General features: G+C 59.3%; 14 protein-coding genes and 5 tRNA genes. 18 read left to right on the top strand and 1 reads right to left on the bottom strand.

The features are described 5' to 3' along the window. Positions 1-18: 18 nt before the first annotated feature. The 12 genes from PMX70_RS05395 to proC all read left to right on the top strand — a co-directional run bounded on the left by PMX70_RS05395 (position 19) and on the right by proC (position 9435). Complete coding sequence (locus PMX70_RS05395; protein WP_117773219.1) at positions 19-309, top strand: hypothetical protein; 291 nt, start codon at positions 19-21, stop codon at positions 307-309. Further along, positions 284-568, top strand: coding sequence for an ATP-binding protein (locus tag PMX70_RS05400; protein ID WP_035137167.1), 285 nt, complete (start codon positions 284-286; stop codon positions 566-568). The genes PMX70_RS05395 and PMX70_RS05400 overlap by 26 nt, the downstream gene beginning before the upstream one ends. Positions 569-691: 123 nt before the next feature. Next, positions 692-764, top strand: a tRNA-Phe gene (locus PMX70_RS05405). Positions 765-1246: 482 nt separating this feature from the next. After that, a complete protein-coding gene (locus tag PMX70_RS05410) occupies positions 1247-2308 on the top strand; it encodes a glycoside hydrolase family 5 protein (protein ID WP_161115712.1) in 1062 nt (353 codons plus the stop codon). 6 nt (positions 2309-2314) lie between these two features. Continuing rightward, on the top strand, positions 2315-3193 hold the full coding sequence (gene rsmI / locus PMX70_RS05415; RefSeq protein WP_271739842.1) for a 16S rRNA (cytidine(1402)-2'-O)-methyltransferase: 879 nt from the start codon (positions 2315-2317) through the stop codon (positions 3191-3193). 69 nt (positions 3194-3262) lie between these two features. Then, positions 3263-4864: a methionine--tRNA ligase gene (gene metG / locus PMX70_RS05420; protein WP_271739841.1), complete on the top strand. Its 1602-nt coding sequence runs from the start codon at positions 3263-3265 to the stop codon at positions 4862-4864. Positions 4865-4971: 107 nt separating this feature from the next. Then, the gene (gene rsmA, locus PMX70_RS05425; protein ID WP_271743112.1) at positions 4972-5832 is read left to right on the top strand and encodes a 16S rRNA (adenine(1518)-N(6)/adenine(1519)-N(6))-dimethyltransferase RsmA; all 861 of its coding nucleotides are present in this window, start codon (positions 4972-4974) and stop codon (positions 5830-5832) included. After that, a complete protein-coding gene (locus tag PMX70_RS05430; protein ID WP_271739839.1) occupies positions 5822-6739 on the top strand; it encodes a TatD family hydrolase in 918 nt (305 codons plus the stop codon). Before rsmA ends, PMX70_RS05430 begins: the two co-directional genes overlap by 11 nt. 43 nt (positions 6740-6782) lie before the next feature. Continuing rightward, a tRNA-Leu gene (locus tag PMX70_RS05435) sits at positions 6783-6869 on the top strand. 306 nt (positions 6870-7175) lie between these two features. Continuing rightward, entirely contained in the window at positions 7176-8114 is a 939-nt protein-coding gene (locus PMX70_RS05440) for an SPFH domain-containing protein (protein WP_118256237.1), read from the top strand. A 6-nt stretch (positions 8115-8120) separates the two neighbouring features. Then, positions 8121-8591, top strand: a complete 471-nt coding sequence (rlmH, locus tag PMX70_RS05445) for a 23S rRNA (pseudouridine(1915)-N(3))-methyltransferase RlmH (RefSeq protein WP_271739838.1) — start codon at positions 8121-8123, stop codon at positions 8589-8591. Between the two features lie 73 nt (positions 8592-8664). Then, entirely contained in the window at positions 8665-9435 is a 771-nt protein-coding gene (proC, locus tag PMX70_RS05450) for a pyrroline-5-carboxylate reductase (RefSeq protein ID WP_271739837.1), read from the top strand. A gap of 155 nt (positions 9436-9590) precedes the next feature. On the opposite strand, the gene PMX70_RS05455 is transcribed toward proC, so the two are convergent. After that, the gene (locus tag PMX70_RS05455) at positions 9591-9764 is read right to left on the bottom strand and encodes a DUF6724 family protein (RefSeq protein ID WP_006235069.1); all 174 of its coding nucleotides are present in this window, start codon (positions 9762-9764) and stop codon (positions 9591-9593) included. A 111-nt stretch (positions 9765-9875) separates the two neighbouring features. On the opposite strand from PMX70_RS05455, the gene serS reads away from it, so the two are divergent. The 6 genes from serS to PMX70_RS05485 all read left to right on the top strand — a co-directional run bounded on the left by serS (position 9876) and on the right by PMX70_RS05485 (position 15378). Further along, positions 9876-11159 (top strand): serine--tRNA ligase, encoded by a 1284-nt coding sequence (gene serS, locus PMX70_RS05460; RefSeq protein WP_271739836.1) that lies wholly within the window; start codon positions 9876-9878, stop codon positions 11157-11159. Positions 11160-11332: 173 nt separating this feature from the next. Further along, positions 11333-11710 (top strand): hypothetical protein, encoded by a 378-nt coding sequence (locus PMX70_RS05465; RefSeq protein WP_271739835.1) that lies wholly within the window; start codon positions 11333-11335, stop codon positions 11708-11710. Between the two features lie 77 nt (positions 11711-11787). Next, positions 11788-11864, top strand: a tRNA-Arg gene (locus PMX70_RS05470). Between the two features lie 355 nt (positions 11865-12219). Then, positions 12220-12296: transfer RNA gene (locus tag PMX70_RS05475), tRNA-Arg, on the top strand. A 378-nt stretch (positions 12297-12674) separates the two neighbouring features. Beyond that, positions 12675-12751 (top strand) — tRNA-Arg (locus tag PMX70_RS05480). A 185-nt stretch (positions 12752-12936) separates the two neighbouring features. Beyond that, the gene (locus PMX70_RS05485) at positions 12937-15378 is read left to right on the top strand and encodes a tetratricopeptide repeat protein (protein ID WP_271743113.1); all 2442 of its coding nucleotides are present in this window, start codon (positions 12937-12939) and stop codon (positions 15376-15378) included. Positions 15379-15461 lie beyond the last annotated feature (83 nt).

The raw sequence follows: 15461 nt of genomic DNA on the forward strand, positions 1-15461 counted from the left end.
AGATGGAGGAGAAGATGCATGGATGTTGAGATCCATCCCAACGCTAAAAAGCACCTGACGGAAAAGCAGGTGCTTAGCGCTTGGCTTGCGGTTACTGAGTGCATTCGTCGCGAGCCGAAGGGCGAGCCGCTGAGATGGCTTGCGATTGGATGGCTCCCAGACGGACGAAGCGTGGAGCTTGTCGCGGTCGAGCTTGTCCGTGGGGGCTTATCATTCATGCCTTGTCTCCAGTCCAGAAGAAATTTTGGCAGGAGATTGAACGGGCTCGGCAAAGGGGTCGATGATGGGCAAGACGTATACGGCCGCTAATGGTCAGGTTGTAACGGATGAAATGATTGACGCGTGGTGCGAGTCGTACGAGCGCGGAGAGTTTCCGGATGGCGAACACACCGTTGGTGGGATCGTGCATGGACGGCCCCCACTCTCAGGTGAGGGGACGGCAACGCTGTCGGTCAAGATTCCTCTGGGAATGAAGGAGGCCATTCGTCGACGGGCGGCTGCCGAGGGGATGACTCCAAGTGAGTTTGCCCGTGCGGCTCTGAGCGAAAAACTTCTTGCTGCCGGCTGATGCCTCTGACGTGCCGATTTAAAGAACCGAGGCTGTGCTCAAAAACTTTTTTAAAATTCTCGGTTGACCGGAACGCGTCCTTGGTTATACTAATCAAGCCTTGAAACAAGGCACACCTCAAATGGCTGGGTAGCTCAGTTGGTAGAGCAGAGGACTGAAAATCCTCGTGTCAGGGGTTCGATTCCCTTCCCCGCCACCTTGAATTGACTAGGACCTCTGCAAAGGGGTCCTTTTCTTTTATGCAGCTCCCACATGGAATCGAACCCCGTGAGGGCGCGGAGCTGAGTAAACGCGTAAGCGTTTGCCAGCGCAGCTCGCAAGGCGCGTAAGCGCCGCAGCGGTCCGTCCGCGCAGCGCGCGGACGCGATTCCCTTCCCCGCCACCTTGAATTGACTAGGACCTCTGCAAAGGGGTCCTTTTCTTTTATGTAGGGTTCTGCGGAAACTGCGTCCCAGAATAAGGGCTCAGAACGGGACACACTTTCCGGTGCCTGCCTCCGGCGCGCGTACACACCTCGTCGCACCATTCCGAGCCCGCCCGCCCCAGACATTCCTCCCACTTTCGCGCCACTTTACAGACCGTTCGGTCGTCTGTCCGCACGCGCGGGTATACTCAAAACGATACTTTTCCTATGCAATACGATGCAGGCTCGGCCTGCACGATCCGAAGGGGGCAGTGATGGAGAGGATACTCGGCGTTAATCTCTCTGGCTGGTTTATTCCCGAGCCTTGGGTGACCCCGTCGCTATACGCGGCGACCGGTGCATCCAATGCGGCCGAGCTGCAGGAGGCCATGGGCACCGCCGCCTATAACGAGCGCATGCGCCGTCATTACGAGACGTTTGTGAGCGAGGATGATTTCCGTCGCATGGCGCAGATCGGCCTCAACGCCGTGCGCCTGCCGGTGCCTTGGTATGCCTTTGGCTCACAGGAGTCCGATGCCTCCTACATCTCGGTTGTCGATTACATCGACCGCGCGATTGAGTGGGCTGCCAAGTACGACATCCGCGTGCTGCTCGATCTGGCAACTGTGCCCGGTGGCCAGGGCGATTCCAACGATTCGCCCGCCACGCCGGAGGCTGTTGCCGAGTGGCATTCGTCCACCAACGGCCGTCATGTCGCACTCGACGTGCTCGAGCGCTTGGCCGATCGCTACGGCGAGGCCGAGAGCCTGCTGGGCATTGAGCTGCTGGATACACCACAGATGAGTGTCCGCAAGAGTCTCTTTACCATGACGGATGGCATTCCGGCCCACTACCTGCGTAATTTCTATCGCGATGCCTACGAGCTCGTCCGTTCGTATATGCCCGAGGATAAGATCGTCGTCTTCTCGTCGTCGGGGCATCCCAGCGAGTGGAAGCATTTTATGCGCGGCGCCAAGTACAAGAACGTCTACATGGACCTTCACCTGTACCATTACCGTGACGAGTATGCGCTCGACATCACGAGCCCCCGCGGGCTGACGACGGCGATTTCGCGTAACAAGCGCGAGCTTAAAGAAGCGATCTCGACTGGGTTCCCCGTGCTGGTGGGCGAATGGTCGGGTGCGGCGATCTTTGCCAACTCGTCGGTCACGCCCGAGGGCCGCAATGCCTACGAGCGCGTGTTTATCGCCAACCAGCTGGCTTCGTTTGCGCCGGCTGCCGGTTGGTTCTTTCAAACGTGGAAGACCGAGAAGCGCATTGCAGCATGGGACGCCCGCGCGGCACTCGGCACGCTCGAGCGCGGCATGATTGAATAGGTTGATATGACGCAAAACAGCGCCCATACGGGCAAACTCTATGTGGTCGGCACACCCATCGGCAATCTGGGCGACCTGTCCCCGCGCGTTGGCGAGGCGTTTGCCGCCGCCGATGCCATTTGCTGCGAAGACACGCGTGTGACGTCAAAGCTGCTGATGCACTTGGGCATTTCCAAGCCGCTTGTCCGTTGCGACGAGAATGTGATCGCGAGCCGCGCCACCGGCCTGGTCGACCGTCTGCTGGCAGGGGAGACCCTCGCTTTTGCCTCGGATGCCGGCATGCCGAGTGTGTCCGATCCCGGCCAGGCGCTGGTCGAGGCAGCACGTGAGGCCGATGTGCCTGTCGAAGTTATTCCCGGACCCTCTGCTTGCGTCACGGCACTCGTTTCGTCCGGCATTCCCTGCGAGCATTTTTTCTTCGAGGGCTTTTTGGGCCGAAAGCACGGCGACCGCGTGCGCCGTTTGCAGCGCCTTGCCGTGGTGCCCGGCGCACTCATCTTCTACGAGTCTCCACATCGCATCGTGGCGACGCTCGAGGCCGTGACAGAGGTCTTTCCTCAGCGTGAGGTTGCCGTCTGCCGCGAACTCACCAAGCTGCACGAGGAGGTCTTGCGCGGGCCCGCTGCCCAGCTCGCCGAGGAGCTGCGTGCTCGCGGCGAGGTAAAGGGCGAGATTGCGCTGGTCATCGCGCCGCCGAGCGAGGATGAGGAGGCCGGCATCGTGCCGGTTGGCGCCGCGGCAGCGGATCCCGATGAGGCCCTGCGCGAGGATATCCGCACCGCACTCGAGGAGGGGGAGCCCGCCTCTGCGGTGGCCAAGCGCCTGTCTCAGAAGTACTCGCGCCGCAAGCGCGATGTCTATGCCATGGCGCTCGATATGCAATAGATGGAGGATATCCAGCCCTTGCGCTAGAATCATCCCCTGTATGCAACGTTTTTCTGGAGGACAAACCCCATGGATCAAAGCAAGCCTTCGTTCTTTATCACGACGCCCATCTACTACGTCAACGCCGATCCGCACCTGGGCACGGCTTATTCCACCATCATCGCCGACGTTCAGGCTCGCTATCGCCGCTCCGCCGGCTATAACGTCAAGTTCCTGACCGGCATGGACGAGCACGGCGAGAAGGTCGCCGAGGCCGCAGCCAAGCATGGCATGACGCCGCAGGAGTGGACCGACAGCCAGGCCCCGCACTTCAAGGAGCTTTGGAGCAAGCTCGAGATTTCCAACGACGACTTCATCCGTACCACCGAGCCGCGCCAGCATCATGCCGTGCAGTACCTGTGGGAGCGCATGAAGGAGTCCGGTTACCTGTATAAGGGCAGCTACGACGGCTGGTATTGCGTGCCTGACGAGACTTACTTCACCGATACTCAGGTCCAGAAGGGCGACGAGGAGTACGGCAGCGTCGGCCAGCACCTGTGCCCCGACTGCCACCGTCCGCTTGAGCGCGTGCAGGAGGAGTCCTACTTCTTTAAGCTTTCCGCCTTCCAGGACAAGCTGCTCAAGCTCTATGACGAGCACCCCGACTTTGTCGAGCCCGCGTTCCGCATGAACGAGGTGCGTAGCTTTGTCGAAGGCGGCCTCAACGACCTTTCCGTGAGCCGCACGAGCTTTGACTGGGGCATTCAGGTCCCGTTTGACGAGGGTCACGTGACCTACGTGTGGTTCGATGCACTGCTCAACTATATGACGGCCGTCGGTTACGGTGTCGACACCGACGAGGCGCGTGCCGAGCTGGCCTATCGCTGGCCTGCGCAGTTCCACATCGTGGGCAAGGACATCATCCGCTTCCACTGCGTCATTTGGCCCGCCATGCTCATGGCCATCGGCGAGGCCCTGCCCGAGCACGTCTTTGCCCACGGCTTCCTGACCGTGCGCAATGCCGAGACCGGCAAGGCCGAGAAGATGTCCAAGAGCCGTGGCAACGCTATCGCTCCGCAGGACGTTATCGACATGTTGGGCGTTGAGGGCTATCGCTACTACTTTATGACCGACGTCGTCCCCGGCACCGACGGCGCCATCAGCTTCGATCGCATGGAGCAGGTCTACAACGCCGACCTGGCCAACAGCTGGGGCAACCTTATCTCGCGTTCGCTCAACATGAGCGGCAAGTACTTTGACGGTTGCGCGCCCGCCAAGCCCGCGTCGTTCGACGCGTTCGACAACCCGCTGGCAAAGATCGCCGATGGTCTGGTCGAGCGCTACATGGCCAAGATGGACGTGCTCGATTACGGTGGAGCCAAGGACGAGGTCATGGAGCTCATCCACGCCGCCAACCACTACATCGAGGACTCCGAGCCTTGGGCGCTTGCCAAGGACGAGGCCAAGGCTGACGAGCTGGCGTTTGTGATCTACAACCTGCTCGAGGCCATCCGCATCGCCGCTCACCTGCTGATGCCGCTCATGCCCCAGACCTCTGCCGAGGCCCTGCGCCGCCTGTCCTGCGAGGACGAGGCCACGAGCGACGACCTTAAGGGCATTTGCACTTGGGGCCTGCTTGCTGGTGGTCAGCCCGTCGAGAAGGGCGAGCCGCTGTTCCCGCGTCTGGGCTAAGACGCCGCGCGCCATATCGGCAATTTGCTGTTTAGATGTAAGGGCATGGCCGCAACGGTCCATGCCCTTTTGTTTCAAGACGCCGCCACCATGCTAAGGAGGCAACTATGACAACTTCGCCTTTGGCTAACCTCACGGCAACAAGGGAACTGCTGGAGGAGTTTGGCCTTGCGACCAAGCATCGCCTGGGGCAGAACTTCCTGATCGACAACCATGTAATTGAGCGCATTTGCGAGCTTTCCGAGCTTGCGGGCGATGAACGCGTGCTCGAGGTTGGCCCGGGCGTTGGCACGCTCACACTTGCACTGCTGCAGGAGGCGGCGTGCGTCACGTCGATCGAGGCAGATCCCGAGCTCGAACCGGTGCTCGATGCCCATGCCGCCGACTATGCCAACTTCCGCTTTATCATGGGCGACGCGCTCAGGGTGACGCCGGAGCAGATTGAGCAGGCTGCGGGCGGTGAGCCGACGGTGTTTGTCGCGAATCTGCCCTATAACGTGGCGGCGACAATCATTCTGCAGTTCTTCCAGACGATGCCTGCGCTCAGGCGCGCCGTTGTCATGGTTCAAAAAGAGGTTGCCGATCGCATTGCCGCAACGCCGGGCAACAAGACCTATGGCGGCTATACGGCAAAGCTTGGCCTGTATGCGCAGGTGACGGGTCGTTTTGAGGTGCCGCCGCGCTGCTTTATGCCGGCACCGCATGTGGACTCGGCCGTCGTGCGTATCGACCGTGTTGACGGCGTGGTGCCCGAGGGGCTCGATCGCGAGTTTGTGGCCCGCGTGATTGACGCTGCATTTGCTCAGCGTCGCAAGACCATCCGCAATTCCATGAGCGCCAACGGCTTTGCCAAGGACGCGCTTGATGCCGCCTTTGAGGCTTGCGGTATCGCACCCACCACGCGCGCCGAGACGCTTGATGTTGCCGACTTTGTCCGCCTGGCCCAGGAGCTAATCCATGATGCCTAATGCCGCACGCGTGACGTTTACCAAGAAAAAGAAGACGGTTGCTTGTCCCGTGCCCTTGGCACCGCTTGCCGACACGCATGCGCATCTGCTTTCGTTTTGGGGCAAGGAGGTGCCCGAGACGCTCGTGCGCGCCAAAGCCGTGGGCGTCGACCTGTTGGTGACGATGTTCGACCCCATCGCTGACAAACGCAGCGTGACGGACTATAGCGACTGGCTGGTGCGCGAAATTCTGCCGATGCGGGATATTCCGCAGATCAAGTATCTCGCCGGCGTGCACCCCTATGGCGCGCCGGACTATACCGACGACATTCACGCACAGGTCGTTGCCGCGCTCGATGACCCTTTGTGCGTCGGTATCGGCGAGATCGGTCTGGACTACCACATGGATTACGACGACGACATCGCGCCGGCGCCCCACAGCGTGCAGATTGATTGCATGGCACGTCAGCTCGAAGTTGCCGTGCGCCGCAATGTGCCGGTGGAGCTGCATCTACGGCACGAGGACTCGGATGGGGAGCGCACCTCGCACGTTGATGCGTACAACGTGCTTCGCGAGGTAGGTGTGCCTCAGGCCGGTTGCGTGCTGCACTGCTTTGGCGAGGATCGAGCCACGATGGAGCGCTTTGTGGGTTTGGACTGCTATATCGCCTATGGCGGCGCGGCCACCTTTAAGCGCAACGACGACGTGCGCGAGGCATTTGCGGCGACCCCGCTCGACCGTATTTTGTTCGAGACGGATTGTCCCTATATGGCGCCGGAGCCCATTCGCGGTCTTGAGTGCGAGCCGGCAATGATTTCCATCACAGCAAACGCGCTGGTCAACGACCGCGTCGATCGTACCGGCGAGGACGCTGAGGCAATCGCTCGAGCCGCCTGGGAAAATGCCTGCAAACTTTTTCAAAAATAGTTCTTGCGTTCGCGGTGGCGCTCCGTTATTCTAATTCCTGCACGCGGGCGTGGCGGAATTGGCAGACGCGTACGGTTCAGGTCCGTATGGGGGCAACCCCATGAAGGTTCAAGTCCTTTCGCCCGCACCATTAAATGAAAGAGCTCCCAGCAATGGGGGCTTTTTTGTTATGGGCCCATCGCGGGGACTTGAACCTGCGAAGGAGCGAGCGTCAAGAAAACGCGGAGCGTTTTTAGCGAGCTGGCGAGGACGCCGGCAGGCGGCCGAAGCCGGCGCGGATCCGCGAAGCAGATACGCGGACGTCCTTTCGCCCGCACCATTAAATGAAAGAGCTCCCAGCAATGGGAGCTTTTTTGTTATGGGCCTCCTGTTGATGTCACGTGGCTGCTTCGTGCGGGTATCCTAGTGCCAACGTGAGCCTATCAGAGGAGAGACCATGCTGTTGTCCGGAATCATTGCCGCCCTTACGAGTCTTCTGCTTCCCATCATCATTTTGTTGCTGCTGCTCCCCAACGCCTGCTATGTCGTTGAACAGCAGCATGCTGTAATCATTGAGCGCCTGGGCAAGTTCAACCGCATCGTCAACGCGGGCTTCCACATGAAGGTGCCCGTAATCGACCGTAAAGCCGCCACGGTGAGTCTGCGCACCATGAAAAACGGTTTTGGCATCGACGTTAAGACCCAGGACAACGTGACTATCGGCCTTGAGGTCTCTGCTCAGTACCACGTGAGCTATGACATGGGCGCCGGCCCGGCAGATTCGGGCATCTACAAGAGCTACTACATGCTGCAGGAGCCCGTCGACCAAATGCGTGACTTCATCACCGATGCCCTGCGCTCTTCTATCCCCGTCTACACGCTCGATGAGGTCTTTGCCAAAAAAGACGATATCGCCAAGGACGTCAACGCCACCGTGTCCGAGCAGATGGCCGCCTACGGCTTTACCCTCGTGTCGACACTTATCACCAAGATCGCGCTGCCGACCGAGGTCGAGAACTCCATGAACGACATCAACGCTGCCCAGCGAAAGCGCGCCGCTGCGCAGGAGCTCGCCGAGGCCGATCGCATCAAGCGCGTTACCGAGGCGACCGCCGAGGCCGAGGCAATGGAAAAGGCGGGCGAGGGCATCGCCAACCAGCGCAAGGCCATTGCTCTGGGCATCAAAGATTCGCTCGAGATCATCCAGGAGACGGGCGTCGGCAACGATGAGGCCAACCAGCTGTTCATGTTTACGCAGTGGTCCGAGATGATGACGGAGTTCGCTCGCACGGGCAAAACCTCGACGGTCGTGCTGCCGAGCGATTTCTCGCAGTCGGCCTCGATGTTCGAGCAGATGCTGACCGCCGGCAAAGTTCAGAACGAGTCAAAGGAGTAGACGCGCGTGAAATATACCGTTGTTTGCGTTGGCAAGCTCAAAGAGCGCTTTTGGAAGGACGCGTGCGCCGAATACACCAAACGCCTAGGCGCCTATGCCAAGGTAGATATGCGCGAGGTTGCCGATATCGATCCGGCCAAGGCGGGCGGCGTGGATGCCGCGCGCAACAAAGAAGGCGCGGCGATTCTTGCTGCCCTGCCACCGCGGGCACATGTGATTCTGCTGGCTATCGAGGGCAAGGAGCGTTCGAGCGAGGAGTTCTCGGCCTGCCTCGATGACCTCATGCTGAGAGGCAACAGCGACATCGCTTTTGTAATCGGCGGATCGGACGGCGTGAGCGATGCCGTGCGCGCCCGCGCCGACGAGATGCTCAGCTTTGGACGCATTACCTTGCCGCACAACCTGGCGCGCGTGGTGTTGCTGGAACAGATCTACCGCGCCTGCAAGATTAGCCGTGGCGAGCCGTATCACAAGTAGGTCGGCAATACGAAACAATGGCGTGGGACAATGACTTTCGTTTTGAGGAACGCATCTGAGAGGACTGTGTGATATGAAGATCGGATTTGTCGGTTTTGGCAATATGGCGAGCGCTATGGCCGATGGCTGGATTGCCGCCGGCGTGGCCGCGGGCGACATGTGCGCTTGCGCAGGCCGCTACGATGCTCTGGTTGAGCGTTGCGAGGCGCGGGGCATGGCTGCCTGCCACGATGCGGCGGAGGTTGTTGCCGCGTCCGATATCGTGGTTGCGGCGGTCAAGCCGTACATGATTGAGAAGGTCTTCGCTCCACTCAAGAATGCGCTTGCCGACAAGGTCGTCCTTTCGGTCGCCTGGACCTGGGATAGTGTCAAGTGGGAACAGGTCCTGCCAGGTGTCGCTCATATCTCGACGGTGCCCAACACGCCGGTTTCGGTGGGCGAGGGCGTTATCGCCTGCGAGAAGGCTTCCACGCTTAGCGATGAGCAGCGTGCCACGGTGCTCGGTCTGCTCGGAAAGCTTGGCACGGTGGTCGAGCTCGATTCGAGTCTGCTGTTTGTGGGCGGTACCGTGGGCGGTTGCGCCCCGGCGTTTGTCGCCATGGCGATCGAGGCTCTGGGCGATGCGGCTGTCAAACACGGTATTCCGCGCACCGATGCCTATCGCATTGTGAGCCAGATGGTGCTGGGTACGGCAAAGCTGCAGCTTGCAACCGGTCAGCATCCCGCAGCGATGAAGGATGCCGTGTGCTCGCCCGGCGGTGCTACCATCAAAGGCGTCGTCGCGCTCGAGGACGCCGGCATGCGCAGCGCCCTCGTCAAGGCCATCGACGCAACCCTCCAGTAAACTGACCAATAAGGGACAGATTTATTTTGGCAGGTTTTTCCTGCGGTTTTGTACCTTGAGCAAAAAGCGCCCCGCAACTGGCTCAATTCCAGTTGCGGGGCGCTTACGTTTGCCCAGATAAAACCGACCAAAATAAGCCTGTCTTTTTTTGCAGGTTAGTCCCAGAAGCTGTCTTCTTCATCCTCGGACTTGGGGCCGCGGTCGACATACATCTTATGGGTGCGCTTCTCCATCACAAAGGCAAGAATCGCAAACAGCAGGATGCCGCCGGCGAAAAGGATGGCAAAACCGGTGCGGGTGCCAAACAAAAAGGAAAAAACTGCGTCCATTGGGTGCCTTCTTGCGTAGTTGGGTTGGGTCGTAAACGCTCATAAGTATATACTTGCCCATACATGTACAAGGTTGCAACCTAAATGGAATGTATATCGCCGGAGGATCTAATGCTTGATATCAAGTTTGTTCGCGAGAACCCCGATGCCATCGATGTCGCCATGGCTAACCGCCAGACGTCTTGGGATCGCGAGAAGTTCTTTGAGCTCGACGACGAGCGCCGTGCCGTCATCACCGAGGTCGAGGAGCTCCAGGCTACGCGCAATGCCGAGTCCAAGAAGATCGGCGCCCTGATGAAGGAGGGCAAGAAGGGCGAGGCCGAGGCCGCCAAGGAGGCCGTGCGCGCCGTCAACGAGAAGATTGACGGTCTGGCCGAGCGCCGCACTGCTCTCGAGCAGGAGCAGTACGACTTCATGGCTCACCTGCCCAACATTCCGTGCGATGCCACCCCGTACGGTAAGGACGAGGACGAGAACATCGAGCGTCGCCGCTGGGGCACCCCGCGCGAGTTCGACTTCGACTTTAAGCCGCACTGGGACCTGGGCACCGATCTGGACATCCTCGACTTCGAGCGTGGCAACAAGCTCTCCGGCAGCCGCTTTACCGTTCTCGGTGGCGCCGGCGCCCGCCTGGAGCGTGCCCTCATCAACTTCTTCCTCGATACGCACACCAGCCGTGGTTTTAAGGAGTGGTGGCCGCCCATCGTCGTCAAGCGTCAGACCATGTTTGGCACGGGTCAGCTGCCCAAGTTCGAGGACGACGCCTATCACGTCTCGGGTGACAACTTCCTGATCCCCACCGCCGAGGTCGTGCTCACCAACCTGCACGCCGGCGAGGTCCTCGACGCCGACACCCTGCCGCGCCGCTACACCGCCTTCACCCCCTGCTTCCGCGAGGAGGCCGGTTCCGCCGGTCGCGACACCCGCGGCATCATCCGTCAGCACGAGTTCGACAAGGTCGAGATGGTCAAGTTCGCTAAGCCGGAGGAGTCCGACGAGGAGCTCGAGAGCATGACCGCCGAGGCCGAGTATCTGCTGCAGCAGCTGGGCCTTCCGTATCGCGTGATTAGCCTGTGCACCGGCGACTTGGGCTTCTCTGCCCGTCAGACCTACGACGTCGAGGTCTGGCTGCCGAGCTACAACGCCTACAAGGAGATCAGCTCCTGCTCCAACTGCGGTGACTTCCAGGCTCGCCGCGCCAACATCAAGTATCGCGACCCCGAGAACTTCAAGGGTTCGCGCTACCTGCACACTCTCAACGGTTCCGGCCTGCCGGCCGGCCGCACCATGGCCGCCATTCTGGAGAATTACCAGAACGCCGACGGCACCATCACGATCCCCGAGGTTCTGCGTCCTTACATGGGCGGTCTCGAGAAGATCGAGCCGGTCGCGTAACTTGGCTGCATAGGGGATATGCAAGGGCGCTCCTTCGGGGGCGCCCTATTTCGTGCGCAGGTCCATATCATGCCGTGCGGACAGCTCAATAGAAAACACACGAACAACTGTTCTGTATACAGCCATCTACCTGCTATGCTTTTGCTAAATAAGAGCGAGAGAAAGGGGACGCGATGGAGTTGTTTGATGATCGGGCGGTTTTGTTTGAGAGCGACGAGGGCGGGGAGTACCTGCTTGTAACGTGTGAGCCGTCTGGCATGGGCGGCCTGGTGGTTCGGCAGACGAGTGAGGGTCCGTTGACACAATGGTGCTTTGAGGAATCGCCGCATGTGGTCGAGACCTTTGTGACGCACGAGGGGCTTGTGGCGCTGGAGCACTTCTATGGAGTTGGGACTTCCAACCAGGTCGCGCGCATGCTGAGCATCTCGTTTGCCGATTATGACTGTGCCCAGCGGGTGAGATCGCTCCTGAGGGAACTTGATGCTAAGTTTGACGTGATCGAAAAGCCAATCGATCGTACGGGGAACGGCGGTATATGCGGAGCAGCATGACAAAACTGCGTTCCACAAAAAAGTTTGAGATTATGCTTGACTCCAATAAGCTAAAGTGGTTTTATATGTCTTGCGCTGCGGCGTTACCTCAGCTGGATAGAGGGTCTGACTACGAATCAGAACGTCATAGGTTCGAATCCTATACGCCGCACCAATTGAAATCGAAAGCCTCCGGCAACGGGGGCTTTTCTTTTACGCCGCCGCTGCATGGATTCGAACCTCGGTCGAGGCGCGGGCGTCAAGAAAACGCGGAGCGTTTTTAGCCCGCGGGCGAGCACGCCGGCAGGCGGGCGAAGCCGGTGCGGATCCGCGAAGCGGATGCGCGGAATCCTATACGCCGCACCAATTGAAATCGAAAGCCTCCGGCAACGGGGGCTTTTCTTTTACGCCGCCGCTGCATGGATTCGAACCTCGGTCGAGGCGCGTGCGTCTTAATCATCACTTCGTAAAATTTTTCCAAATTGTCGCTTGACCCATCGAGGGGTCACGTGCATAATAATCCGTGCGTTGCGGCGTTACCTCAGCTGGATAGAGGGTCTGACTACGAATCAGAACGTCATAGGTTCGAATCCTATACGCCGCACCAATTGAGCTTTAAGCCTCCGGAAACGGGGGCTTTTCCTTTACGGGGACATTGCGGAGATTCGAACCTCGTTCGAGGCGCGAGCGTCAAGAAAACGCGGAGCGTTTTTAGCGAGCGGGCGAGTCCGCCGACAGGCGGGCGAAGCCGGTGCGGATCCGCGCAGCGGATGCGCGGAATCCTATACGCCGCACCAATTGAATTTTAAAGCCTCCGGAAACGGGGGCTTTTCTTATATGTCGACATACTTGAGGAGTTGCTTTCGCCGTGTTTGAAAGTATCGAGTCGATCGACTGCATCAAATGAGTAAAAATCAAATTTGATAACTTTTTTCGAAAAATGCTTGACCTTTATTCAGTCGATGTGCATAATAATCAACAAGTCGCGGCGTTACCTCAGCTGGATAGAGGGTCTGACTACGAATCAGAACGTCATAGGTTCGAATCCTATACGCCGCACCATTTGAGATTAAAGCTCCCGGCAACGGGGGCTTTTCTTTTACGTAAACACCGCATGGATTCGAACCTCGGTCGAGGCGCGGGCGTAAAGCGGACGATTTCCTGTCGACTCGTGTAAGATTCCGAGTAGATGTCGCGACTAATTCGCGACCACTCCTTCTTCAAGCGACCGATCAGGGTGATACTTCGTGGCAGAGCGTCCGACATACAAGCTCAGGTTTCTCGATCCCAAAAAGCGCTTTCCGGCGATGCCCGAGCAGCCTGCGGGACGTTCATATGGCGTGGTCTGGAAACTCTTTGGCGAGGATCAGCATGAATCTTGCTATGTCGTCGAATTCGTTGGCAAAAGCCATGTGTCGCTTTTGGGCTATGTAAGCGTTTCGGGCGAGGTGTACAAGGTGGACCGCCCCGTTAGCGAGACTCCGCTGCCCAACGATCCCGACATGGAACTGGTCCTTGACGAGTCGGACTCCGGTATTGGTGAGATTGTGGTTCGGGGAGCCAACGGCACAATGCGCGCGTGCGCGCGAACCGTCGGCTCTCCCGAAGGCCCCATGCGCGAGCAGTCCGACCACGAGACATGGAATTCGACCCGCTCCCTTCCTTACGGCGAGTTCATGGCATCGATGTTCCTGCGCTACGTGATATTCGCTGACTCCGAAAATGCCATTGCGAGCACGGCGGACGCCGGCGGACTCGACGAGGGTATGCAAAATGTTATCGACAAGATCAAGCTCGTAAAGTTGCCCGAGCCGGTCGAGGTGTTTTTGGGCTTTAACACGGCACCGCTCCCTGATGCTATCGAGACGCTGCTTTACCGCGTTGACCATGCCGAGAATCCGAGCGGTATCGAGCGCTATGCCGCCGCCCTTATGAGTGAAATTGACTTGCCCCGCTTGCGCACCATCGCCGCTAAGTCCGAGATGAGCCTGGCTCGCATCGATCGCTCAAAGCTTTTCTATCTCAATTTTGATCGCAGCCTGCTGGACCAGGACGAGATTGACATGCTGCTTGCCATCGAGTGCCGTCTTAACCGTCTCTCCGGCATCCTTGAGCACATCGGGGCCGGATTGGTCCCTGCGGCATCCTCGCCGAGCCTTGAGGGCTGCGCGCTCTTTGATGCGTGGCATATCGCCAAGACGACCAACGATGTTCCCCGACTGCTCGATACGGCCTCGAGCGATAACCCGTGGGGCAAACCGGGTACGGTGGCTTGCCAGCCGGGCGGTGAGTGGGATGTGCGTACCCGCTTCGCGCGTATTGTCGAGGCGCTTAACGTGGCCACGCGGCTCGACTATACCTATCGGGCAAACGTTGCCGAGGGGATCATGCTCGTTCGGTTTGGGCAGTCTGTCGTTGATGCTATGCCACAACGTGAATACGACGCTCAAGATGACGCCTGGCGCGAGTTGGACGAGGACACGCGCGCGATCTGGGCCGCGGAGCACGATGCGCGCGTGGCGCTCACGCTTGCGGCAGCGTGTTTTGCCGCGGGCACCTGCATCACGCGCTGCTATGTGCAGATTGCTGCTCCCGACAGTGAGCAGGGCGAGTGCGTTGTCGCAACGTATTTCTTTGGGCGCGCGGCCTATCTGGCCGATTGCGTGCCTGTCGCCAAGGATCTTGAGAGCATGGACATGGACGATATGCCGTGCAAGCGTGTGCTTGAGGCATATGAGTCAACCGCTCCGGAGACGATTGAACCTGCGGAGGTTCATGCTCGTCCGCGTGATGACCATCGCACGCTGCCGCCGGCGCTGCGCGATCTGCTGCTTGCCGATACGGCTGACGAGTTGGAGGTCATGGAAGAGGACGACGACCCATACGTGGCCCGTGTTGTTGAATTGCGCGAGCAGGCAATAGTCGACCGTACAGGTGCTTTTGAAGGCTTTTCCCGTCTTGTCGAGGAGTTGGAGGCTAAGTGCGCCGTCGCCGAGCTTTTGGCGACAGGTCCGGTTCAAACGCAGTTTTGCGATAACCAGCTGGTGCGCATGGTGCTACCGGTGTTGGAAGAAGACCGCTCTGTGCGAATCCTTCGTGCGCCCGATGCGCTGTACTTTGCCCAGCACGAGATCTGCAGTTTTTACGCCGAGCAAGAGGACTTTGAACGAGCACTGCCCGAGGTGCGCCATCTTTACGATCTGGCGCGCTCGTCCATGCAGTCGCACTTTGCGCTCATCAACGTGCTCGCGCGTCTGGAGCGCTTTGACGAGATTATCGAGGTGGCGCGCCACGGCCTACGTATTGCCAGCGATCGTTCTGCAATCGGCTACCTGTTCTATCGCTTGGCGTTTGCCTATTGGAATTGCGATCAGCTCGATCTGGCGCTGGCTTGTTACCGTCTGGTGCCGCGCGGCGAGGAGTCGGGCAGCAGCGCACTGGAAGAAATGCAGGGCCTTATGAACGAGATGGGCGTCAGCGAGCCTCCGACGTTCGAGGAAGCGGTCGAGACCATCCACAAGGCTGGACTCGAATTGCCGCCCGTGCCCGCGGTGACCAATCAGCTTGCGGATGCCGCCGTGCAGCTGGTCGATAACGGCTTCTTTTTCCTGGCGCGCGGCTGCATCTTCCAAATGTGGCGCACCATGGGTAACGACGAGCTCGGCTCCCTCAACCGCTCGCTGGGGTAGGCGAAGCTTTCAAGAAGGAAAGGCTGCTAGGCAATTAGAAAATTTCCTCTTGCCCATCCTTGGCTGTTTGGTTACTATAGAAC

It is taken from the genome of Collinsella aerofaciens, from assembly GCF_028206795.1.
GTDB classification, from domain to species: domain Bacteria; phylum Actinomycetota; class Coriobacteriia; order Coriobacteriales; family Coriobacteriaceae; genus Collinsella; species Collinsella aerofaciens_AX.

Bases quoted from the DNA above. Each gene is read 5' to 3' on its own strand.
- proC (WP_271739837.1), top strand. From the start codon at position 8,665: ATGAAGATCGGATTTGTCGGTTTTGGCAATATGGCGAGCGCTATGGCC.
- PMX70_RS05395 (WP_117773219.1), top strand. From the start codon at position 19: ATGGATGTTGAGATCCATCCCAACGCTAAAAAGCACCTGACGGAAAAG.
- metG (WP_271739841.1), top strand. From the start codon at position 3,263: ATGGATCAAAGCAAGCCTTCGTTCTTTATCACGACGCCCATCTACTAC.
- serS (WP_271739836.1), top strand. From the start codon at position 9,876: ATGCTTGATATCAAGTTTGTTCGCGAGAACCCCGATGCCATCGATGTC.
- PMX70_RS05440 (WP_118256237.1), top strand. From the start codon at position 7,176: ATGCTGTTGTCCGGAATCATTGCCGCCCTTACGAGTCTTCTGCTTCCC.
- PMX70_RS05465 (WP_271739835.1), top strand. From the start codon at position 11,333: ATGGAGTTGTTTGATGATCGGGCGGTTTTGTTTGAGAGCGACGAGGGC.
- PMX70_RS05410 (WP_161115712.1), top strand. From the start codon at position 1,247: ATGGAGAGGATACTCGGCGTTAATCTCTCTGGCTGGTTTATTCCCGAG.
- rsmI (WP_271739842.1), top strand. From the start codon at position 2,315: ATGACGCAAAACAGCGCCCATACGGGCAAACTCTATGTGGTCGGCACA.
- PMX70_RS05400 (WP_035137167.1), top strand. From the start codon at position 284: ATGGGCAAGACGTATACGGCCGCTAATGGTCAGGTTGTAACGGATGAA.
- rsmA (WP_271743112.1), top strand. From the start codon at position 4,972: ATGACAACTTCGCCTTTGGCTAACCTCACGGCAACAAGGGAACTGCTG.
- PMX70_RS05455 (WP_006235069.1), bottom strand. From the start codon at position 9,764: ATGGACGCAGTTTTTTCCTTTTTGTTTGGCACCCGCACCGGTTTTGCC.
- PMX70_RS05430 (WP_271739839.1), top strand. From the start codon at position 5,822: ATGATGCCTAATGCCGCACGCGTGACGTTTACCAAGAAAAAGAAGACG.